General features: G+C 61.1%; 23 protein-coding genes. 7 read left to right on the forward strand and 16 right to left on the reverse strand.

Going from position 1 to position 21,106, the window contains the following annotated elements; genetic code table 11:
• Positions 1 to 81: 81 nt before the first annotated feature.
• Positions 82 to 531, forward strand: a complete 450-nt coding sequence (gene cadR / locus HX818_RS13335) for a Cd(II)/Pb(II)-responsive transcriptional regulator (RefSeq protein WP_017476559.1) — start codon at positions 82 to 84, stop codon at positions 529 to 531.
• A gap of 124 nt (positions 532 to 655) precedes the next feature.
• On the opposite strand, the gene HX818_RS13340 is transcribed toward cadR, so the two are convergent.
• The 3 genes from HX818_RS13340 to HX818_RS13350 form a co-directional block, all read right to left on the reverse strand.
• Positions 656 to 1,489, reverse strand: coding sequence for a thymidylate synthase (locus HX818_RS13340; protein WP_177020258.1), 834 nt, complete (start codon positions 1,487 to 1,489; stop codon positions 656 to 658).
• 51 nt (positions 1,490 to 1,540) lie between these two features.
• Positions 1,541 to 2,353, reverse strand: coding sequence for a prolipoprotein diacylglyceryl transferase (lgt, locus tag HX818_RS13345; protein ID WP_003213823.1), 813 nt, complete (start codon positions 2,351 to 2,353; stop codon positions 1,541 to 1,543).
• Positions 2,354 to 2,419: 66 nt separating this feature from the next.
• Entirely contained in the window at positions 2,420 to 3,202 is a 783-nt protein-coding gene (locus tag HX818_RS13350) for a sulfite exporter TauE/SafE family protein (protein WP_003213825.1), read from the reverse strand.
• 89 nt (positions 3,203 to 3,291) lie between these two features.
• Here HX818_RS13350 and HX818_RS13355 point away from each other — a divergent pair, with 89 nt between their 5' ends.
• Complete coding sequence (locus HX818_RS13355; RefSeq protein WP_177020259.1) at positions 3,292 to 4,038, forward strand: NRDE family protein; 747 nt, start codon at positions 3,292 to 3,294, stop codon at positions 4,036 to 4,038.
• A gap of 137 nt (positions 4,039 to 4,175) precedes the next feature.
• Here the strand turns inward: HX818_RS13355 and ptsP are convergent, their stop codons facing one another.
• On the reverse strand, positions 4,176 to 6,455 hold the full coding sequence (ptsP, locus tag HX818_RS13360; RefSeq protein ID WP_003213828.1) for a phosphoenolpyruvate--protein phosphotransferase: 2,280 nt from the start codon (positions 6,453 to 6,455) through the stop codon (positions 4,176 to 4,178).
• Between the two features lie 22 nt (positions 6,456 to 6,477).
• Positions 6,478 to 6,957: an RNA pyrophosphohydrolase gene (locus HX818_RS13365; protein ID WP_003176750.1), complete on the reverse strand. Its 480-nt coding sequence runs from the start codon at positions 6,955 to 6,957 to the stop codon at positions 6,478 to 6,480.
• A 143-nt stretch (positions 6,958 to 7,100) separates the two neighbouring features.
• Between HX818_RS13365 and HX818_RS13370 the strand changes: the two genes are divergently transcribed.
• Positions 7,101 to 7,757: an HAD family phosphatase gene (locus HX818_RS13370; RefSeq protein WP_177020260.1), complete on the forward strand. Its 657-nt coding sequence runs from the start codon at positions 7,101 to 7,103 to the stop codon at positions 7,755 to 7,757.
• A 106-nt stretch (positions 7,758 to 7,863) separates the two neighbouring features.
• Here the strand turns inward: HX818_RS13370 and HX818_RS13375 are convergent, their stop codons facing one another.
• Positions 7,864 to 8,277, reverse strand: coding sequence for a DUF2269 family protein (locus HX818_RS13375; protein WP_102370118.1), 414 nt, complete (start codon positions 8,275 to 8,277; stop codon positions 7,864 to 7,866).
• 40 nt (positions 8,278 to 8,317) lie between these two features.
• Entirely contained in the window at positions 8,318 to 9,832 is a 1,515-nt protein-coding gene (ilvA, locus tag HX818_RS13380) for a threonine ammonia-lyase, biosynthetic (protein ID WP_003213834.1), read from the reverse strand.
• Between the two features lie 136 nt (positions 9,833 to 9,968).
• On the opposite strand from ilvA, the gene rpiA reads away from it, so the two are divergent.
• On the forward strand, positions 9,969 to 10,640 hold the full coding sequence (gene rpiA / locus HX818_RS13385; protein ID WP_008438935.1) for a ribose-5-phosphate isomerase RpiA: 672 nt from the start codon (positions 9,969 to 9,971) through the stop codon (positions 10,638 to 10,640).
• 118 nt (positions 10,641 to 10,758) lie between these two features.
• On the opposite strand, the gene HX818_RS13390 is transcribed toward rpiA, so the two are convergent.
• The 5 genes from HX818_RS13390 to HX818_RS13405 all read right to left on the reverse strand — a co-directional run bounded on the left by HX818_RS13390 (position 10,759) and on the right by HX818_RS13405 (position 15,049).
• On the reverse strand, positions 10,759 to 11,523 hold the full coding sequence (locus HX818_RS13390; RefSeq protein ID WP_371315627.1) for an SdiA-regulated domain-containing protein: 765 nt from the start codon (positions 11,521 to 11,523) through the stop codon (positions 10,759 to 10,761).
• Entirely contained in the window at positions 11,481 to 11,606 is a 126-nt protein-coding gene (locus HX818_RS31485; RefSeq protein WP_371315623.1) for an MYXO-CTERM sorting domain-containing protein, read from the reverse strand. Before HX818_RS31485 ends, HX818_RS13390 begins: the two co-directional genes overlap by 43 nt.
• Before the next feature lie 184 nt (positions 11,607 to 11,790).
• Positions 11,791 to 12,720 carry an SdiA-regulated domain-containing protein gene (locus tag HX818_RS13395; protein WP_177020261.1) on the reverse strand — a complete coding sequence of 310 codons (930 nt, stop codon included), beginning with the start codon at positions 12,718 to 12,720 and terminating at the stop codon, positions 11,791 to 11,793.
• A gap of 246 nt (positions 12,721 to 12,966) precedes the next feature.
• Positions 12,967 to 13,632, reverse strand: a complete 666-nt coding sequence (locus tag HX818_RS13400; RefSeq protein ID WP_003213842.1) for a fumarylacetoacetate hydrolase family protein — start codon at positions 13,630 to 13,632, stop codon at positions 12,967 to 12,969.
• Between the two features lie 22 nt (positions 13,633 to 13,654).
• Positions 13,655 to 15,049: an FAD-binding oxidoreductase gene (locus tag HX818_RS13405; protein ID WP_003213844.1), complete on the reverse strand. Its 1,395-nt coding sequence runs from the start codon at positions 15,047 to 15,049 to the stop codon at positions 13,655 to 13,657.
• A gap of 204 nt (positions 15,050 to 15,253) precedes the next feature.
• Here HX818_RS13405 and serA point away from each other — a divergent pair, with 204 nt between their 5' ends.
• Positions 15,254 to 16,483: a phosphoglycerate dehydrogenase gene (serA, locus tag HX818_RS13410; RefSeq protein ID WP_003213846.1), complete on the forward strand. Its 1,230-nt coding sequence runs from the start codon at positions 15,254 to 15,256 to the stop codon at positions 16,481 to 16,483.
• Positions 16,484 to 16,544: 61 nt separating this feature from the next.
• Here the strand turns inward: serA and HX818_RS13415 are convergent, their stop codons facing one another.
• On the reverse strand, positions 16,545 to 16,985 hold the full coding sequence (locus tag HX818_RS13415; protein WP_003213848.1) for a DUF4399 domain-containing protein: 441 nt from the start codon (positions 16,983 to 16,985) through the stop codon (positions 16,545 to 16,547).
• 134 nt (positions 16,986 to 17,119) lie between these two features.
• On the opposite strand from HX818_RS13415, the gene HX818_RS13420 reads away from it, so the two are divergent.
• Positions 17,120 to 17,899 (forward strand): transporter substrate-binding domain-containing protein, encoded by a 780-nt coding sequence (locus HX818_RS13420; protein ID WP_003213851.1) that lies wholly within the window; start codon positions 17,120 to 17,122, stop codon positions 17,897 to 17,899.
• Between the two features lie 110 nt (positions 17,900 to 18,009).
• Here the strand turns inward: HX818_RS13420 and HX818_RS13425 are convergent, their stop codons facing one another.
• Complete coding sequence (locus HX818_RS13425) at positions 18,010 to 18,504, reverse strand: DUF523 domain-containing protein (protein WP_177020367.1); 495 nt, start codon at positions 18,502 to 18,504, stop codon at positions 18,010 to 18,012.
• A 2-nt stretch (positions 18,505 to 18,506) separates the two neighbouring features.
• Positions 18,507 to 19,139: a 2OG-Fe(II) oxygenase gene (locus tag HX818_RS13430; protein ID WP_003213854.1), complete on the reverse strand. Its 633-nt coding sequence runs from the start codon at positions 19,137 to 19,139 to the stop codon at positions 18,507 to 18,509.
• A 131-nt stretch (positions 19,140 to 19,270) separates the two neighbouring features.
• Here HX818_RS13430 and HX818_RS13435 point away from each other — a divergent pair, with 131 nt between their 5' ends.
• A complete protein-coding gene (locus HX818_RS13435; RefSeq protein WP_008438922.1) occupies positions 19,271 to 20,023 on the forward strand; it encodes a DUF2059 domain-containing protein in 753 nt (250 codons plus the stop codon).
• A 104-nt stretch (positions 20,024 to 20,127) separates the two neighbouring features.
• Here the strand turns inward: HX818_RS13435 and HX818_RS13440 are convergent, their stop codons facing one another.
• Entirely contained in the window at positions 20,128 to 21,069 is a 942-nt protein-coding gene (locus tag HX818_RS13440; RefSeq protein WP_177020262.1) for an alpha/beta hydrolase, read from the reverse strand.
• Positions 21,070 to 21,106 lie beyond the last annotated feature (37 nt).

A 21,106-nucleotide genomic window follows, 5' to 3' on the forward strand; every position in this document is an offset into this window, starting at 1 on the left:
TCGCGTCCGTAAAGGTGCCTGTTGCCAAGTAAAGACCCTGTAGCCACTATAGGGTCAAGCATCCTTTTGGAGATTGCTGCGATGAAGATCGGCGAATTGGCAAAATTGACGGATTGCCAGGTGGAAACCATCCGTTATTACGAGAAAGAAGGCCTGCTGCCGCCGCCTGCGCGCAGTGACGGTAATTACCGGCTGTACACCCAGGCGCACACCGAACGACTGGTGTTTATCCGCAACTGCCGCAGCCTGGACATGACCCTTGAGGAAATTCGCAGCCTGCTGGGCCTGCGTGACAGTCCTCAGGACCAGTGCGAAAGCGTGAATGCGTTGATCGACGAGCATATCCACCACGTCAAGGCGCGGATCGACGGGCTGCTGGCGTTGCAGGAACAGTTGCTCGACCTGCGCCAACGCTGCGGCGGCGGGCCGGATCTGGATCAGTGCGGGATTTTGCAGCGGCTGGAAGTCAGCGGGAGTGTCGCGGCCAGCGAGGCTGAGCCCTCACATGTGGGCAGAAGCCACGGGCATTGAATGTGTACACAAAAAAATGTGGGAGCGGGCTTGCTCGCGAAAGCGGTGTGTCAGCCACTGAATGTGTTTCTGATACACCGTATTCGCGAGCAAGCCCGCTCCCACATTTGGACCGAGATCGCTTTTAGATCGCTACATCGGCCTTGATGCTCGGATCAGCGTCATAGCCCACGATTTCAAAGTCTTCGAATTTGTAATCGTAGATCGACGTGGGTTTGCGCTTGATCACCAGTTCCGGCAGCTTCTTCGGCGTGCGCGCCAGCTGGGTCTGGATCTGTTCCATATGGTTGCTGTAGGCATGGGTGTCGCCCGTGGTGACGATGATCTCGTGAGGGATCAGGTCGCACTGCTGGGCCAGCATATGGGTGAGCAACGCCAGGGCCGCGGTGTTGTACGGCAGGCCGAGGAATACATCTGAGCTGCGGATGTACAACTGCATCGACAGATGACCGTCATGCACAAAAGCCTGGTACAGCAGGTGGCAAGGTGGCAGCGCTTGCTTGCCGTCCCGGGCGTTCTGCTGCGGGCTTTTGGTCTCGTCCGGCAGGTACTCGACGTTCCAGCCGTGAAACAGGATGCGGCGGCTGTTGGGGTTGGTCTTCAGCGTCTCGACCATGTAGTCGATCTGGTTGATCTTGCCGCCGTCCTTGGTGGGCCAGGCGGTCCACTGCTCGCCGTACACCGGGCCCAGGTCGCCGTCTTCGGTGGCCCATTCGTCCCAGATACGCACGCCATTTTCGTTCAGCCACTTGATGTTGGTGTTGCCACTCAACATCCAGATCAATTCATTGGCGATGCTTTTGAAGTGAAGCTTCTTGGTGGTCAGCAGCGGGAAGCCGTCGGCCAAGCTATGCCGAAACTGACGGGCAAACACGGCCTTGGTGCCGGTGCCGGTGCGGTCGCCCTTGGTCAGGCCATTGGTCACGACATCGTTCAGTAGTTCGAGATATTGCTTCATGTGTATACCTGTATCGTTGAAGCCGGGACCCTCGGGCCCCGGCGTTCGAATTTAAAGCGCGGTGTTCTTGATGCCTTGCGGGCGATTGTAAGCCCACCACAGCAGGCCCAGGCCGGCGATGATCATCGGCAGGCTGAGAATCTGACCCATGGTCACCCAGCCCCACGCCAGGTAGCCCAGCTGCGCATCCGGCACCCGTACGAACTCGACGATAAAGCGGAAGATCCCGTAGAACAACGCGAACATCCCCGAAACGGCCATGGTTGGGCGTGGCTTGCGCGAGAAGATGTAGAGGATCAGGAACAGCGCCACGCCCTCCAGGGCGAACTGGTACAGCTGCGAGGGGTGGCGCGGCAATTGCGCCGGGTCGCTGAACGGCGGGAACACCATGGCCCACGGCACGTCAGTCGGCTTGCCCCACAGCTCGGCGTTGATGAAGTTACCGATGCGCCCGGCACCCAGGCCAATCGGCACGAACGGTGCGACGAAGTCCATCAACTGGAAGAACGACTTGCCGTTACGCCGGCCAAACCACCAGGCGGCGATCATCACCCCCACAAACCCGCCGTGGAACGCCATGCCGCCCTTCCACACCTCGAAGATCAGCGTCGGGTTGGCGATGTAGGCTGGCAGGTCGTAGAACAGCACATACCCCAGGCGTCCGCCGACGATGACCCCCATCGACATCCAGAACACCATGTCGGAGAGCTTCTCCTTGGTCCAGGTCGGGTCGAAACGGTTCAGGCGCCGGGAAGCCAGCAGCCAGGCACCGCCGATGCCGATCAGGTACATCAACCCGTACCAGTGGATTTGCAGCGGACCGATGGCCACGGCCACCGGGTTGATCTGCGGGTAAGGCAGCATTGCGACTCCTCGTTAAATCAATAGTCATGGCGCATCGGACCATGCCGGTGCGCGATTAAGCCTGCGTTACAGCAAAAAATTCAGCCCTACGCAAAACAGCAGCCCGGCGAACAGCCGCTTGAGCAAGCGCGGCGACAACCGGTGCGCCAGGCGCGCGCCGAAACGGGCCGCCACCATGCTGGTCAGGGCGATGCCCAGCAGCGCCGGCAAGTACACAAAGCCGAGACTATGATCGGGCAGCAGCGGATCATGCCAGCCCAGAATCATGAAACTTAACGCACTGGCCAGGGCGATCGGCAAGCCGCAGGCCGACGAAGTGGCCACTGCCTGCTGCATCGGCACGCTGCGCCAGGTCAGGAACGGCACGGTCAACGAACCGCCGCCGGTGCCGAAAATCGCCGACGACCAGCCGATCACGCCGCCCGCCAGGGTCAGGCCGAGCTTGCCCGGCACCTGGCGGCTGGCCTTGGGCTTGAGCTCCAGGGTCATCTGCACGGCGATCACCAGGGCGAACACACCGATGATCTTCTGTAGATGCGGCCCGGAGATCGCCTCGGCGGTCAGCGCGCCAACGCCCGCGCCCAGCAGGATACCCACGGCCATCCATACGAAGATCGGCCAGCGCACGGCGCCGCGCCGATGATGCTCACGCACCGCATTCACCGACGTGAAGATAATAGACGCCAGGGACGTGCCGACAGCGAGGTGGGTCAGCACCGCGGGATCGAAGCCCTGCAAGGTGAAGCTGAACACCAGCACCGGCACAATAATGATGCCGCCGCCCACGCCGAACAGCCCGGCGAGCATGCCCGCGCAGGATCCCAGCAGCAAATACAGCAGAAATTCCATGGGAGCCCCCGAAAACAGACCGGCATGTTAACGGATGCAAAGCACAGGGTTCTATGGGTAGAGTGGGCAAAACACAAAGGGATTGCCTTATGTGCCTGATTGTTTTCGCCTGGCGGCCGGGCCACGCCCAGCCGCTGATCGTCGCGGCCAACCGTGATGAATTTTATGCCCGGCCCAGTTTGCCGTTGGCCCAATGGCTGGATGCGCCCCATGTTTACGCGGGCAGGGACCAGGAAGCGGGCGGGACCTGGCTGGGAGTTGGCGCAGAGGGGCGCTTTGCGGCGCTGACCAATATCCGTGACCCGCACCAGCCGCCGGCGCGCAAGTCGCGGGGTGAGTTGGTGGCGCGCTTTCTCAGCGGTTCGCTGTCGATTGACGACTATTTGGCCGACGTTAATGGCAGATCGATTGAATATGCCGGGTTTAACCTGCTGGTCGGGACACGGGACGAGCTTTGGCATTACAACGCCAAGGAATCTGCGCCGACACCATTGGTGGCGGGGGTTTATGGGTTATCCAATGCAGGGCTGGATACGCCGTGGCCGAAGTTGTTGAAGGCCAAGGCGGCGCTGACAGAAGTGCTGGACGATCCGCAGCCTGAAGCCTTGCTGGGGATTTTGAGCGACCCGCAGACCGCGCCGTTTGCTGACTTGCCGGACACCGGCGTGGGCTTGGCGACGGAGAGTTTGCTGTCGAGTGTGTTTATTGCCAGTCCCAGTTACGGGACGCGGGCGAGTACGGCGTTGATTGTGAATGCCGACGGGACGCGGCATATCGTGGAGCGCAGTTTTGGGCCGTATGGCGGACAGTTGGGTGAAGTTGAACTCAAAATCTGAACCTCACGCAAACCAAATGTGGGAGCGGGCTTGCTCGCGAAGGCGGCGTGTCAGCCAATACATAAGCTGACTGATGCACCGCTTTCGCGAGCAAGCCCGCTCCCACATTTCGATTGGGGACAGGCTCTGAAATCCGGTTAGAGGCTCTTTGCAGACGCCGGGTTGATCATCCGCGCCAACCCAAGGTTCTTCAGCGCCAATTGCAGCGAGCTGTGGATAACTTGCGGGTTGTCGATAGTCATCAACTCCGCCAGCAGCTCCTTGGCCCGGCTCAGGTTGATCTGGCGCAGCATCCATTTCACCTTCGGCAAGTTGGTGGCGTTCATCGACAGGCTGTCAAAGCCCATCGCCATCAACAGTACTGCCGCCGCCGGGTCACCGGCCATCTCGCCGCAGATACTCACCTGCTTGCCTTCGGCATGGGCGTCGCGCACCACGTTCTGCAAGGCTTGCAGCACCGCCGGGTGCAGGTAGTCGTAGAGGTCGGCCACCCGCGGGTTGTTGCGGTCCACGGCCAGCAGGTACTGGGTCAGGTCGTTGGAGCCCACCGACAGGAAGTCCACCTGCCGCGCCAGCTCTTTAGCCTGGTACACCGCCGCCGGAATCTCGATCATCACGCCAATCGGCGGCATCGGCACGTCGGCGCCTTCGTCGCGCACTTCGCCCCAGGCCCGGTGGATCAGGTGCAGGGCTTCTTCCAGCTCGTGGGTGCCGGAGATCATCGGGAGCAGGATGCGCAGGTTGTTCAGGCCTTCGCTGGCCTTGAGCATCGCGCGGGTCTGGACGAGGAAGATTTCAGGATGGTCGAGGGTAACGCGAATACCGCGCCAGCCGAGGAAGGGGTTGTCTTCCTTGATGGGGAAATACGACAGTGACTTGTCGCCGCCAATGTCCAGGCTGCGCATGGTCACCGGTAACGGATGGAAGGCGGACAATTGCTCGCGATAAATCGCCAGCTGCTCCTTCTCACTCGGAAAACGCTGGTTGATCATGAACGGCACTTCGGTGCGGTACAGGCCCACCCCTTCGGCGCCGCGCTGTTGTGCACGTGCCACGTCCGCCAGCAGGCCGGTGTTGACCAGCAGCGGTACGCGGTGGCCGTCGAGGGTCACGCACGGCAGTTCCCGCAGGGCGTCGAGGCCCTGGGATAGCTGGCGTTCTTCTTCCACCACTTCGGCGTATTGCTTGCGCAGCACTTCGCTGGGGTTGGTGTAGACCTCGCCGTGGTAGCCGTCGACGATCATTTCGATGCCGTCGACCTTGGAATACGGCAGGTCCACCAGACCCATCACCGTCGGAATGCCCATGGCCCGGGCCAGGATCGCGACGTGGGAGTTGCCCGAACCCAGTACCGAGACCAGGCCCACCAGTTTGCCTTCCGGCACTTCGCCGAGCATGGTGGCGGTCAGTTCTTCACTGATCAGGATGGTGTTGTCGGGGTACACCAACGTGGTCGAGCGCTCTTCCTGCAGGTAGGCCAGCAGACGGCGACCGAGGTCCTTCACGTCCGAGGCGCGCTCGCGCAGGTAGGCGTCGTCCATCAATTCGAAACGGTTGACGTGATCCGTGACCACCTGGCGCAGCGCGCCCTGGGCCCACTGGCCGGTCTTGATCACGTCCTTGACTTCGCTGCCCAGGGACGCGTCGTCGAGCATCATCAGGTACACGTCGAACAACGCCCGCTCTTCAGGCCGCAGCTGGGTGGCCAGCTTGGTCGAGAGGGTGCGCATGTCATTGCGCACGCCTTCGAGGGCGGTCTTGAACAGGATGATTTCAGCGTCGATGTCGGTGACGGTCTTGTCCGGCACCACGTCCAGGTCGGCGGGCGGCAGCATGACCACGGCGGTACCGACAGCAGCACCCGGCGAACCCGGCACGCCGACGAACTTGGCTTCCTGGATGCCCTTGCCCTGGCGTCCCAGGCCGCGAATCGAACCGGTGGCCTCGGCGTGGGCGATAACCCCGGCGAGCTGCGCGCTCATGGTCACAAGGAAGGCTTCTTCACCTTCGTCGAACTGGCGGCGTTCTTTCTGCTGGATGACCAACACGCCGACAACGCGGCGGTGGTGAATGATCGGCGCACCGAGGAACGAGGCGTAGCGCTCTTCACCGGTTTCGGCAAAGTAGCGATAACGCGGGTGATCGGCCGCGTTTTCGAGGTTCAGGGGTTCTTCACGCGTCCCCACCAGGCCCACCAGACCTTCATTGGGCGCCATGCTGACCTTGCCGATGGAGCGCTTGTTCAAGCCCTCGGTGGCCATCAGGACAAAACGGTTGGTCTCGGGGTCCAGCAGGTAAACCGAGCAGACCTGGCTGCCCATGGCTTCCTTGACGCGCAACACAATAATCCCCAACGCCGCCTTGAGATCCTTGGCGGAGTTAACTTCCTGGACGATCTTGCGCAGCGTATTGAGCATGGCTCGGGGTCGAACTCCGTCGTCAGTCGCGCGCTAAAAGGCGCGGGGCAAGCTCTTTAAGAGCGCGACGATAAACCTCGCGCTTGAATGTCACCACCTGGCCCAACGGATACCAATAACTGACCCAGCGCCAGCCATCGAACTCCGGTTTACCGGTCAAATCCATCCGCACCCGCTGCTCGTTGGAGATCAGGCGCAGGAGAAACCATTTCTGTTTCTGGCCGATGCACAGCGGTTGGCTGTGGGTACGCACCAGACGTTGCGGCAAACGATAGCGCAACCAGCCTCGGGTGCAGGCCAGAATTTGCACATCTTCACGTTCAAGGCCTACTTCTTCGTTCAACTCACGGTACAAGGCGTCTTCAGGGGTTTCGTCGGGGTTGATTCCGCCTTGAGGAAACTGCCAGGCATCTTGGTTGATACGGCGAGCCCATAGCACCTGTCCGGCATCATTCGTAAGAATAATCCCGACATTAGGACGGAAACCATCGGGGTCGATCACGGCAACAACCTCGCAAACGCATGTCACCGCATTGTTCCACAAAGATTGATACAGCGGCAACGAGGCTGCTTACCTTATGTGCACTCTTGTGAAAAGACCGTATTCTGGACGCCTTTTTACAGACTTTTCAGCGAGTAACTGCAATGCGCCTGGCTTTATTCGACTTGGACAACACGCTTTTGGGGGGTGACAGCGATCACGCCTGGGGCGATTACCTCTGTGAACGCGGGATTCTCGACGCGGTGGCCTACAAGGCCCGCAACGACGAGTTCTACCAGGACTACCTGGCCGGCAAGCTGGATAACGCCGAGTACCTGAACTTCTGCCTGGAAATCCTCGGCCGCACCGAGATGGCCCAGCTGGATGAATGGCATCGCGACTACATGCGCGACTGCATCGAGCCGATCATGCTGCCCAAGGCGGTTGAGTTGCTGGCCAAGCACCGGGCGGCGGGCGACAAGCTGGTGATCATCACCGCGACCAACCGTTTTGTGACCGCGCCGATTGCCGAGCGGTTGGGGGTTGAAACCCTGATTGCGACGGAATGCGAGATGCAGGATGGCCGTTACACCGGGCGCAGTACGGATATCCCGTGCTTTCGCGAGGGCAAGGTGACGCGCTTGAATCGCTGGCTGGAAGAGACCGGGTACAACCTGGAGGACAGCTACTTCTATAGCGACTCGATGAATGACCTGCCGCTGCTGGAGCAAGTTACGCATGCGGTGGCGGTGGATCCGGATCCGAATCTGCGGGCTGAGGCTGAGAAGCGTGGTTGGCCGGTGATTACTCTGCGCAGCTAAAGATCATTCCCGCGCTCCGCGTGGGAATGCATCACTGGACGCTCTGCGTCCGCTCTTGGGACGCGGAGCGTCCCGGGCGGCGTTACCACGCGGAGCGTGGGAACGATCATACGGGTTTCGCACCCATTAACCCGGCAATCGCCACAAACCCCACCAGGCTCACCACCGCCAGCGCCACGGTAAAGTTCAAACTCCCCGCCCCGCCCAGCCGCAGTCGATTAAGCCGCACCACCAGCCAGAACCAGCTCAGCGCCGCCACGGTGTAGATCACGCTGGAACCCAGGATCCAGGTTTGCCCCAGCGGCCAGCCGATCAGGTGCGCCAGCCACCAGCCGGTGAACGGCATGCTCACCACGCAAATGCCCATCAACAACCACACAAACACCCACGGCCGCTGCACGGTATAGGCCGGCCCCGCGCTGCGTTTGCGCCAGGCCAGCACTGCCAGGGCGAGGCCGCTGAGCAGCAGCAACACCGTGGCCGCGATGTGGATAACTTTAAGGGTGGTCAGCGTTTCCATGTTCTCGATTCCTTGAAGGCCGCCCAGTCAGCGTAGTCGCTCAACCGAGGAACAGCTGGTAGGCCGGGTTATCACTTTCATCCCAGTACGGGTAGCCAATGGCCTCCAGCGCCGCCGGCACCAGGTGACGCTCGTCCGCCGGTACTTGCAGGCCCGCCACCACGCGCCCATCGGCGGCGCCGTGGTTGCGATAGTGGAACATCGAGATGTTCCAGCGCCCGCCCAATTTGTTAAGGAAGTTGAACAGTGCCCCCGGACGTTCCGGGAATTCGAAGCGGAACACCACCTCGTCGCTGACGTGCGCCGCATGGCCGCCGACCATATGGCGGATGTGCAGCTTGGCCAGTTCGTTTTCCGTCAGGTCCAGCACCGGGAAACCCTGGCTGGTGAGGCTGGCGATCAGCGCGCTGCGCGGGTCGTTTTCCGGGTGGGTCTGCACGCCGACAAAAATGTGCGCCTCACGCCCGGAGTGGTAGCGGTAGTTGAATTCGGTGATCTGGCGCTTGCCCACGGCTTCGCAAAAGGCCTTGAAGCTGCCCGGTTTCTCGGGGATGGTCACGGCGATGATGGCTTCGCGGCCTTCCCCCAGCTCGGCGCGCTCGGCCACATGGCGCAGGCGGTCGAAGTTGACGTTGGCCCCGGAATCGATGGCCACCAGGGTTTGCCCGGTGATGCCACGGGTCTCGACGTATTTCTTGATACCCGCCACGCCCAGGGCGCCAGCAGGTTCTGTGATGGAGCGGGTGTCGTCGTAGATGTCCTTGATCGCCGCGCAGATTTCATCGGTGCTGACGGTGATCACTTCATCCACGTAATCCTTGCAGATGTCGAAGGTGTGCTGGCCGATCTGCGCCACCGCCACGCCGTCGGCGAAGATGCCCACGGTCGGCAGTACCACGCGCTCGCCCGCCGCCATGGCGGCTTGCAGGCAGTTGGAGTCGTCCGGCTCGACGCCGATGATCTTGATCTCGGGCCGCAGGTATTTCACGTAGGCCGCGATACCGGCAATCAGGCCGCCGCCGCCCACCGGGACGAAAATCGCGTCCAGCGGCCCCGGGTGCTGGCGCAGGATCTCCATCGCCACGGTGCCCTGCCCGGCAATGGTGTGCGGATCATCGTAGGGGTGAATGTAGACGTAGCCTTTTTCGTCGACCAGCTTCAGCGAATACGCCAGGGCTTCCGGGAAAGAATCCCCATGCAGCACCACTTTGCCGCCACGGGAACGCACGCCTTCGACCTTGATCTCGGGGGTGGTCTTGGGCATCACGATGGTGGCCTTGACCCCCAGCACCTTGGCCGCCAGGGCCAGGCCCTGGGCATGGTTGCCCGCCGAAGCGGTGACTACGCCACGCGCACGTTCTTCGGCGCTCAGTTGGGTCAGCTTGTTGTAGGCACCGCGAATCTTGAACGAGAACACCGGCTGCAAGTCTTCGCGCTTGAGCCAGACCTTGTTGCCCAGCCGCTCGGAGAGCTGGCGGGCGGTCTGCAGCGGGGTTTCTACGGCAACGTCGTAAACGCGCGAGGTGAGGATCTTTTTGACGTACTGTTCAAGCATCGGAAAGCATCACTGGGCGGGTTGGGCAGGGCCAAGGAGTCTAACCCAGCGTTTGGCCGGGCGACCACACGAAAACCGAGGTTTTGTTGGGTTATACTCGCGCCCCTCTTTACTCCCCGCCCGTTCCGGAGCCCGCATGACCCAGGATCAACTCAAACAGGCAGTGGCCCAGGCCGCCGTCGATTTAATCCTTCCTAAACTCGACGATAAAAGCATCGTCGGTGTCGGCACCGGTTCCACCGCCAATTGCTTTATCGATGCGCTGGCCCTGCACAAGGGCGCGTTCGACGGCGCGGTTGCCAGCTCCGAAGCCACCGCTGCGCGGCTCAAGGGCCACGGTATTCCGGTGTACGAGCTGAACACCGTCAGCGACCTGGAGTTCTATGTCGACGGCGCCGATGAAAGCGACGCACACCTGAACCTGATCAAGGGCGGCGGCGCAGCCCTGACCCGCGAGAAGATCGTCGCGGCCGTGGCCAAGACCTTCATCTGCATCGCCGACGCCAGCAAACTGGTGCCGGTACTCGGCGCGTTCCCGCTGCCGGTGGAAGTGATCCCGATGGCCCGCAGCCACGTGGCCCGCGAACTGGTGAAACTGGGCGGCGACCCGGTGTACCGCGAAGGCGTGCTGACCGACAACGGCAACATCATCATCGACGTGTTCAACATGCAGATCACCAACCCGGTGGAACTGGAGCGCCAGATCAACGCGATCGTCGGCGTCGTCACCAACGGTTTGTTCGCGGCCCGTCCGGCTGACGTACTGCTGCTGGGCACCCCGGAAGGCGTAAAAACCCTTAAGGCGTAATGCAAAACCCCTGTGGGAGCGGGCTTGCTCGCGAATGCGCAGTGTCAGTCACTGAATATGGCGCCTGATACACCGCATTCGCGAGCAAGCCCGCTCCCACATTTGTTCTGCACATGACTCAAGACTTGGTTTTTTTGAATACATAGAAAAGATTGGGCTCACTGACCATGTACAACGTGCCGTCGTTGTCCATGGCGATCCCCTCGGCCTGAGGCACGCGCTGCTTCAGGCCATGGCGCCCCTTGAGCAGCGACAGGCTGCTCAGGGGGCGACCGTCGATATCCAGTTCCAGCACCAAAAATGACTCATCCGACAGCGCCAGCAGATGACCGCTACGCTCGTCGTATTGCAGGCTCGACAGGTCGCGCACAAACAACCCGGCATCGCGCTTGGGGTTGTTGATCACGTGCACCGAGTAGGTTTTTTCCGGTTTGAAATGCGGAAAGCCGTGGACCTCGTAGATCAGCATCGGGTCGCGTTCCTTGGCCACAAACAGGCGCTTGCCCACCGAGTCATAGGCCAGGCCTTCGAAGCCCTTGTTGCCGCCCAGGTGCACGCCGAGGGTCATTTGCTCGGCGTCGGCGGCATCGAGAAATTGGGTGTCGTCATCCACGTGGACCTTGATCAGCCGCTGCTGGCGTTCGTCGCTGATCACGTAGGTGTTATCGCTGATGTACTCCACAGCCTCGGCATCGCCAAACCCCACCAGCGCAATGCGCCGCAGGATTTTGCCGTCCAGGGACAGTTCGACCAGCTCAGCGTTCTTGTTGGTCACGGTAAACAGGCTGTTGCGCACCGGATCAAAGGTCAGTGCCGAGACATCATCGTTGAGGCCGTCGATCACCTGCGCCTCCAGGGCCACCCGGTAATCGCCAAGGCCAATGGAGTGCTCCCCGGCGGGATTGCGCCAGGATTGCCAGTTGAACCAGGCACGCTCGAACAGGCGCAATTGCTGGGCAACCACACCGCACGCCACCAGGGCGATCAGGATCAGGATAAAAAAAGCAGGTTTGGGGCGGGCAAGTCGACGCATCGGGCGGGGCTCAGAGTAAAAACTGGCGAATGAATATCACGGTCGCCTGAATTTAAACTTAAACGCCCCGGGTGTCTGGCTTATGCCGCAGATAGAGAAAAATCTGACGTAATCGAACTACTGCGCCTGCTTCTCGAAGCGATAGAACAGGTTCGGCTCGCTGACCATATACAGCGTGCCGTTCTCGTCCATGGTCACACCTTCGGCACGCGGGATGGTGTTCTTCAAGCCATTGAAGCCGCCGAGCAAGGTCATGAAGCTGACCTGCTCGCCCTTCTCGTCCAGTTCCAGCAACAGATGGGAGTCCGCCGACAGCGCCAGCAGGTGGCCGGTACGCGGGTCGACGGTCAGCGCCGACAGGTTGCGCATGTCCAGTTCAGTGCTGGCGAGCTTTTGCTTGGCGCCGGTGAGGGTCTGGCTGCCGTCGCTTTTCCAGGTGAACAGGGCCGGTGGGCGTTCTTCGCCGAGGATCAGCTGTTGGTTGCGCTTGTCCCAGGTGACCGCCTCAAAGGCTTTGTTCTGGTCCTTGGACGGGCCCAAGTCATAGGACGGGAAGTCGGCTTTGTTCAACTGCTGGGTCTGTGGGTCGACCTTGACGATGGTCAGGCTGTGCTGGCGCTCATCGACCACGGCCATCAGGCCGTTTTCCATCATGGTCACGCCTTCCGGATTGTTCCAGCCGTTGAGCGGCATCTTGCGCAGCACGTCGCCTTGCAGGGTCAGTTCAACCAGGAACGGGTTCTTGCCCATCACCGAGAACAGGGTCTTGGTCAGCGGGTTATAGGCGAGGTCCGAGGCTTCGTCCTTCTCCATGCCGGGCAGCAGCTTGGCGTCGATCACCGCGTGGTAGTCCGGGAGCCAGACGCTTTCCAGGCGCTCGGCCGGGGTTTCGAAGCCCTCCGCCAGCCACAACACGCCGCGGTCGTCCCAGTGCATCGCCCAGGCCACGCCGTAAATGATCGCGCCGGCGAGGAACAGCCAGGAATACCAGCGCATGGCAAGGCGTGAACGCAACGTGGGTTTTACGGATGGGAGAGGCACGGCCATTACGCTTTCCAGAAAGTCAGCTTTAGGGGATAGCACAGGATCACAAGGTCCGCGCGCAGGAGGCTGAGGATTATCCGGATGGGGTGTGAAAAAAATGCAAAAACCCGATTGGGTGGCAGTACACAGATCAAATGTGGGAGCGGGCTTGCTCGCGAATGCGGAGTATCAGTCACTGAATCTGTCACTGATACACCGCTTTCGCGAGCAAGCCCGCTCCCACATTTTTGACCGCGTTTCGCCAGGTATTCAGCGAACGCTGCTTTCGAAGCGGCTCACACCCGGCAATTCCAGCACCAGCTCGTCACCCACATTCAGCGGGCCCACGCCTGCCGGCGTACCGGTGAGGATCACATCCCCGGCCTGCAACGAGAAGCAGCCGGCCATGTACTGGATCATCGGGATGATCGGGTTGAGCATGATCGCGCTGTTGCCGTCCTGGCGCACTTCGCCGTTGATGGTCAGGCGGATGCCGATATCCGTCACATCCGGGAAAGTGCTGCCGACCACGAACGGGGCAATCACCGCCGCACCGTCAAACGACTTGGCGATTTCCCACGGCAGGCCCTTGGCTTTCAGCTCGGCCTGTTTGTCCCGCAGGGTCAGGTCCAGGGCCGGGGCGAAGCCGGAGATGGCGTCCAGCACTTCCTCGCGGCTCGGTTTGGCCGACAACGGCTTGCCGATCAACACCGCGATTTCCGCTTCGTAATGCACCGAACCGCGCTCGGTAGGGATGGCAAAACCGCCTTCCAGTGCCACTACGCAACTGCCGGGCTTGATAAACAGCAGCGGCTCGGTCGGTACCGGGTTATCCAGTTCCTTGGCGTGTTCGGCGTAGTTACGCCCGATGCACACCACCTTCCCCAGGGGAAAGTGAATATTGGTGCCGTCGACATACTTGTGCTGGTAGCTCATGGACCGACTCCTTCAGGGACTGTTAAACAGCGAAAATCTTGCCCGGGTTCATGATCCCGTTCGGGTCGAACACCGCTTTCACTGCCTTCATGTATTCAATTTCAACCGGCGAACGGCTGTAGGTCAGGTAATCGCGCTTGGTCATGCCCACGCCGTGTTCGGCGGAGATCGAGCCGTTGTACTTCTGCACGGTCTCGAACACCCACTTGTTGACGGTGGCGCACTTGGCGAAGAACTCGTCCTTGCTCAGGTTTTCCGGCTTGAGGATGTTCAGGTGCAGGTTGCCGTCGCCGATGTGGCCGAACCAGACGATTTCGAAGTCCGGGTAGTGTTCGCCGACGATCGCGTCGATTTCCTTGAGGAAGGCCGGTACTTTCGACACAGTCACCGAAATGTCGTTCTTGTACGGCGTCCAGTGAGAGATGGTCTCGGAGATGTACTCGCGCAGCTTCCACAGGTTGTGCAGTTGGGTTTCGCTCTGGCTCATCACGCCATCCAGCACCCAGCCCTGCTCGACGCAGTGTTCGAACGTGGCCAGGGCATCGTTGGCCACTTCTTCGGTGGTCGCTTCAAATTCCAGCAGCGCGTAGAACGGGCAGTCGGATTCGAACGGCGCCGGCACGTCGCCGCGACCGAGGACTTTGGCCAGGGCCTTGTCGGAAAAGAATTCGAAGGCGGTCAGGTCCAGCTTGCTCTGGAAGGCGTGCAACACCGGCATGATCGAGTCGAAATCGGTGGTGCCGAGCACCATGGCGGTGAGGTTTTTCGGCGCCCGGTCCAGGCGCATGGTCGCTTCGACCACAAACCCCAGGGTGCCTTCAGCGCCGATGAACAGCTGGCGCATGTCGTAGCCGGTGGCGTTCTTGATCAGGTCTTTGTTCAACTCCAGCAGGTCGCCCTTGCCGGTGACGACTTTCATACCGGCGACCCAGTTACGGGTCATGCCGTAGCGAATGACCTTGATCCCGCCGGCATTGGTGCCGATATTGCCGCCAATCTGGCTGGAACCCGACGAGGCGAAATCCACCGGGTAGTACAGGCCTTTTTCTTCGGCGACGTTCTGCAATTGCTTGGTGACCACGCCCGGCTGGCACACGGCGGTGCGGTCGGTGAGGTTAACGTCGAGGATCTGGTTCATATAGTCGAACGACACAACCACTTCGCCATTCGCAGCGACGGCAGCGGCCGACAGGCCGGTACGGCCACCGGACGGCACCAGCGCGACCTTGTGCTCATTGGCCCAACGGACGATGGCCTGCACCTGCTCGGTGGTCTTCGGGAAGACGATGGCCACCGGGGCCGGCGCGAAATGCTTGGTCCAGTCCTTGCCATAAGCCTCAAGGGAGTCAGCATCGGTCAGGACCTTGCCAGGCTCAACCAGGGTCTTCAGCTCATCAATCAGGGCAGGATGGGTCATCGACAGAACTCTCGAACAATTCATGGTCATCCTGAGAACGCTTCACGTCGCAGGAATGGGTGTTTAGCGGGGCACGTATGCTAGCATACCGCCCCCGCAGGATAGTGCCCAAGGGCGTTCTGCGGTGACGGCTTTCCTGCCGTCCGGGTCAGCTTACGTGATCCGATTCCCTGCCATTTTTCTCCGGGATACAGGTTTACGCAGATGAGCAAGACTTCTCTCGATAAGAGCAAGATCAAGTTCCTTCTTCTGGAAGGCGTCCACCCATCGGCCGTCGAAGTCCTGAAGGCCGCCGGGTACACCAGCATTGAGTACATCACCAGTTCTCTGCCGGAAGCCCAGCTCAAGGAAAAGATCGCCGACGCGCACTTTATCGGCATTCGCTCCCGCACTCAGCTGACCGAAGAGATCTTCGATCACGCCAAGAAGTTGGTAGCTGTCGGCTGTTTCTGCATCGGCACCAACCAGGTCGACCTCAACGCAGCGCGCGAGCGCGGCATCGCGGTGTTCAACGCACCGTACTCCAACACCCGCTCCGTTGCTGAGCTGGTATTGGCCGAGGCGATCCTGTTGCTGCGCGGTATTCCCGAGAAGAACGCTTCCTGCCACCGTGGCGGCTGGATCAAGAGCGCAGCCAACTCCTTCGAAATCCGCGGCAAGAAGCTGGGTATCGTCGGTTACGGCTCGATCGGCACGCAGTTGTCGGTATTGGCCGAAGGCCTGGGCATGCAGGTGTTCTTCTACGACACCCTGACCAAGCTGCCATTGGGCAACGCCACCCAGGTGTCGAGCCTGACCGAGCTGCTGGGCATGTCCGACATCGTGACCCTGCACGTACCGGAAACCGCTGAGACCCAGTGGATGATCGGCGAGAAGGAAATCCGCGCCATCAAGAAAGGCGGGATCCTGATCAACGCTGCACGCGGCACCGTGGTCGAGCTGGACGCCCTGGCCGACGCGATCAAGGACAAGCACCTGATCGGCGCCGCCATCGACGTGTTCCCGGTAGAGCCGCGCTCTAACGACGACATCTTCGAAAGCCCGCTGCGTGGCCTGGACAACGTGATCCTGACCCCGCACATCGGCGGTTCCACCGCAGAAGCCCAAGCCAACATCGGCCTGGAAGTGTCGGAGAAACTGGTCAAGTACAGCGACAACGGTACGTCGGTGTCCTCGGTCAACTTCCCGGAAGTGGCTCTGCCGGCGCACCCTGGCAAGCACCGTCTGCTGCACATCCACCAGAACATCCCTGGCGTGATGATGGAGATCAACAAGGTCTTCGCGGAAAACGGCATCAACATTTCCGGTCAGTTCCTGCAGACCAACGAGAAAGTCGGCTACGTGGTTATCGACGTAGACGCCGAGTATTCGGACCTGGCGCAAGAGAAGCTGCAACACATCAACGGCACTATCCGTAGCCGCGTGTTGTTCTAATCGTTAAACGCGCATAAAAAAGGGAGACCCTCGGGTCTCCCTTTTTTTGTCTGAACAAATCTTACTTGACGTTAACCGTGATGACTTTCGAGGCTACAGTCGGGTTGAACTGCATGTGCAGTTTGTCGCCGGCTACCAGTTGCAGCGTGTGCTTGCCTGGGGTGAGGGTCAGCTCGGTTTCGGTCTGGGCCTTGCCGTAGTGGATCACGGTGTCGGTGGCCGGGATCGGCACGCTGGCATCCGGCAATTCTTTCTGGTCGATCAGCAGGTGGTGGTGGCCGGTGCCCGGGTCCTGGCTGGTGGCCGGGGCCAGTTTCAGGCCTTCCATGCCGAATTTCACGGTGAAGGTTTTATCGACGGTGGCGCCATCTTTGGGCGACACGATGAACACTTTGGCACCTTCTGGTGGAGCGCTGCGCGGGATGCCATCAGCAGCGGTCGCCAGCATCGAAGCGCCCAGCAATAGGCTGGCCAGGGTTGCACGGGTCAAAAAGGCTTTCATTCACTTCTCCAGTTTTTCCGGGAAATCTGTAGGGTTATGACAACTTCGCGACAAATTGCTGTCCAAGGCATTCAACACCATAGCAAAGCGAGCCTGAACAACGCTTCGCTCATTCGAATTCTTTAGGAGCGACCATGCGTTTCCTGCCTGGCCTGTTACTTTTACTGCCCCTTGCAAGTCCCTTGGCCCATGCCGAACTGATCGACGATGTATTTGACCGCGGGGAACTGCGCATCGCAATGGAAGCCAACACCCCGCCCTTCAACTTCAAGGAAGGCGACAAACTCACCGGTTTTGAAGTGGAGCTGGGTGAGTTGCTGGCCAAGGAAATGGACGTACGCCCCTCCTTTATCACCGTCGATGCCGCCGAGTTGCTGCCCGGCGTGGAAAGCGCCAAGTACGACGTGGCCATCAACCATATCGCTATGACTCCTGAACTGGCGGATCGTTTCGACTTCAGCGAGCCCTACAGCTACTCCAGCGCACAGCTGATCGTGCGCAAGCAGGAACAGCGCCCGCTGGGCAGCTTTGCGGCGCTCAAGGGCAAGGCGTTGGGCGTGGCCCAGGGCAGCCAGTTTGTGGAGCAGGCGCGCACCGCCGAGGGCGTTGATTTGCGCAGCTATGCCGATGCCAGGCAGCCGATCAAGGACGTTGCCGATCAACAGATCGATGCCGCCATCAGTGATCGGCTGCTGATTCCCTACGCGATTCGCGACAGCCAGCTGCCGGTGAAGGAAGGCGCAGACGTCGGCCCGACGCTGAGCCTGGCGATTCCGTTCCAGAAGGGTAACCCGGCGTTCAAGGCCAGCCTGGACAAGGCCCTGCAACGAGTGAAGGCCGATGGCCGGCTGGCGGCGCTGTCGGAGAAGTGGTTCGGGATGGATGCGAGCAAGCCGGTGAAAAAGGCCGAATAAACGAATCGGTCAATGTGGGAGCGGGCTTGCTCGCGAATGCGGTGGCTCGGCTTGAGCATCGGGTGACTGACACTGCGCTTTCGCGAGCAAGCCCGCTCCCACATGTTGATCTATGTCAGGCTTGAGTATTTTGCCAGGGCCGCTGCCGCTTCGGGCAATTCCAGCTCACTGAACACCAGCACCCCATGGCGCTTGAGCAATGCCGCCGTCACGCCTTCGCCCGTGACCTTCACGCCGGTGAAGGTACCGTCATAGGTCAGCAGATTGCCGCACGACGGGCTGTTGGCCTTGAGTACGGCGACGCGGATATTGTGACGCTGTACCAGCGCCAATGCCTGGCGGGCGCCATCGAGGAAGGCTTCGCTGAAGTCTTCCCCCTGGGCCGTCAGCACCTGGGCGCGGCCTTCCCACACGTCAATCCCCTGCCCGCCCGGGATTTCGGCAGACGGCCGTGGCGTCGGCAAGCCACCCGCCACTTCCGGGCACACGGCAACCACCCGGCCTTCGGCCTGCCACGCGGCCAATTGATCGAAAGGCCCGCTGGCCCCTCCGTCGTAGCGTACCCGGTGCCCCAGCAGGCAGCGGCTGACCAGAATCTTTTGCATCATCAAAACGGCTCGTTGCCCCGCCGGCGAAACCAGCCGGTGAGGGACAGGCGTTCGCGGGTGGCGGGCATGACTTCATGGGGGATTTCCCCCGACAGGAATACCACCAGGCAACCGCCGGTGGGCACCACATCGTATTCGACGTCGCCCTTGAGGTACATGCGCAACTGGCCGCCATGTTCCGGCAGCCAGGCGTTGTTCAAGTAGATCACCGCCGACACCATGCGCCGGTCGTCATCGCGAAAACGGTCCACATGCTTGAGGTAAAACGCCCCCGGCGGGTACATCGCGAAGTGGCTTTCGAAGTCTTCCAGGCCCAGGAACAGGCCACGGTTCATCGCCACCCGCAGGCTGTCCATCAGCTCCAGGTAGTTATCGCAGGCCACCACCTCGCCCGGCTCCAGCCACTGGATATGGTCACCCCGGATGCCCTCGCGAATCTCCTGGGACGGCCCCCGTCCGACCGCCGCGGGCGCCAACTCACCTTCGGCGGCGCGTTTTTGGCACTCAGCCGCCAGTTCGAGGGTCAGAGCCTCGGGCAGGAAGATATTCTGCTGCGACCAGCCTTGTGCGGCCAGGTCATCGACAATGCGTAACAGCAGCGGGTGATCGGAGGGTATGGGCATGGCGCGCATAGTATCCATACGCCTGTGAATCCGACAGAGCCGCCGAGCGTCTGAATACACTTTAGTCAGGTGACCGATAGGATTTCTCGACAAATCCTACGCCCGACACGGACAATAGTGGCCGACTGACAGGAGTCCATATGCGTCGTTTGTTTTTTTCCTTGCTGATGTTCTGCGTTTTGCCCGCCTGGGCAGACAGCCATGACCAGTTGTACAAGGTCGCCGGCTGGGCAGACCAGCGCGCGCATTTTAATGACGCCCTCAGTGCCGCCCAGCAACGCTACCGCAACAGCCTGCCGCCGGCGGTGTATCAGGCACTGGTGGACAACAGCAATAAACGCTTCGCGCCCCAGTCGGTAGACCAGCGCGCCGAAGCGCAACTGCGCAAGAATTTGGCGGACCCTAAGCCGGCACTGGCCTTCTTCCAGTCGCCGCTGGGCCGCAAGATTGTCGCCGCCGAGTTGCTGGCCACCCGCCGCGATCAACTGGCGAAGAACGCCCAGGGCTTGCCGCACATGGAAGCCGATGCCACCCGCAGCCTGATCATCGGCCACCTGGCCCAGGCCTTGCCTGCGCGGGAAGCCGGGGCTGAAGTCAGCCTGGCGATTGCCGGCGTGGCGGCCGACAGCTTGAGCCAGATGATCCCCGGCCTGTTGGGCGGCGGTCAGGCACAGGGCATGTTGAACGGCCAGCGTGAGCGCCTGATGCAGCAGATCGGCAACGATCTGAACAACACGCTGTTGTACGTCTACCGGGATTTGTCCGACCCGGAGCTGGAAGAGTTCGCGACGTTCGCGGAGTCGCCGGAGGGCAAGGCGTACTACAAGGCGGCACTGGCGGCGATTCGCGCCGGGCTGGCGGTCGGCCAAAGCACCTCGAGCCTGGCGCAGTAACCCTGTGGGAGCGGGCTTGCTCGCGAAGACGGTGTGCCAGTCACTGGTTATGCTAACTGATCGACCGCCTTCGCGAGCAAGCCCGCTCCCACATTTGGATTGCGTTATTTCAGGTGGTCGGTGAGAAACCTGAAGTATTGCTGCCGAATCTCCGGAATCTCGTTCGCCAAATGATGCCTGCCACGCGGCAGCATCAACACCTCCGGTTGGTCGAACTTGCTGCGCAGCACCTTCAGGTTGTGCTGCCAGTCCACCGTCATGTCTTCCTCACCCTGCACGATCAACGGCCGCCGCGTGCTGCGTGGCGCCGCTTCAACACGTTTGATCCAGCGCGCCAAGGCGCCCACCCAGGCAGTCGGCAACTGCCGTGGCTGCAATGGGTCGGCCTCCAGGAACGGCTTGAACTGCGGGTCGTTGGTGTTATCGCTGAAGCGCCGGGCAATGCCTTTGACGAACGGCCGGAGCAGGTAATAACTGAGCTGCGACCAGCCCCAGGCGCGGGGCCGCACCAGCGGTGACAACAGGAACGTCTTGCCCTGGGCCGGGCTGTCGACGCCATGGCTAAGCAGGTGATCCACCACAATCGCGCCGCCGGTGCTTTGCCCGAACAAGTGCCACGGCTGCGGCAACTGCAGCGCCTTGGCCTGTTCAAACAACGCCTGCACCACGTCCTGGTACACCGCAAAGTCATCAATGCTGGCCCGCTCGCCGCTGGACAGGCCGTGGCCCGGCAAGTCGCAGGCGATCACCACAAAACCCTGGTCCAGCGCCCAGTCCACGGCATGCCGGTACAGGCCCATATGGTCGTAGAAGCCATGGAACAGGAACATCGTCGCCACCGGCACCGGTGGCCACCACACCTGGCAGACCACGTCGAACCCATCCACCGCAAACCGCCCCAGGCGGCTTGTCGCGGGCACCTTGCGGGCAGCGAGGTCCAGGCCGTAGAAGCGCTGGTAGACCCGGGCCTCGGCTGAAAGCGGCTGCGCGTCCACCAGTGGGCGCAAGCTTTCGCGTAGATGATCAGGGTCAAACGTAACGGGCATAAGAACTTCCAGAATGTGGCTTCAACGCATTGAACAG

The organism is Pseudomonas sp. F9001, from assembly GCF_013385435.1.
GTDB lineage: Bacteria > Pseudomonadota > Gammaproteobacteria > Pseudomonadales > Pseudomonadaceae > Aquipseudomonas.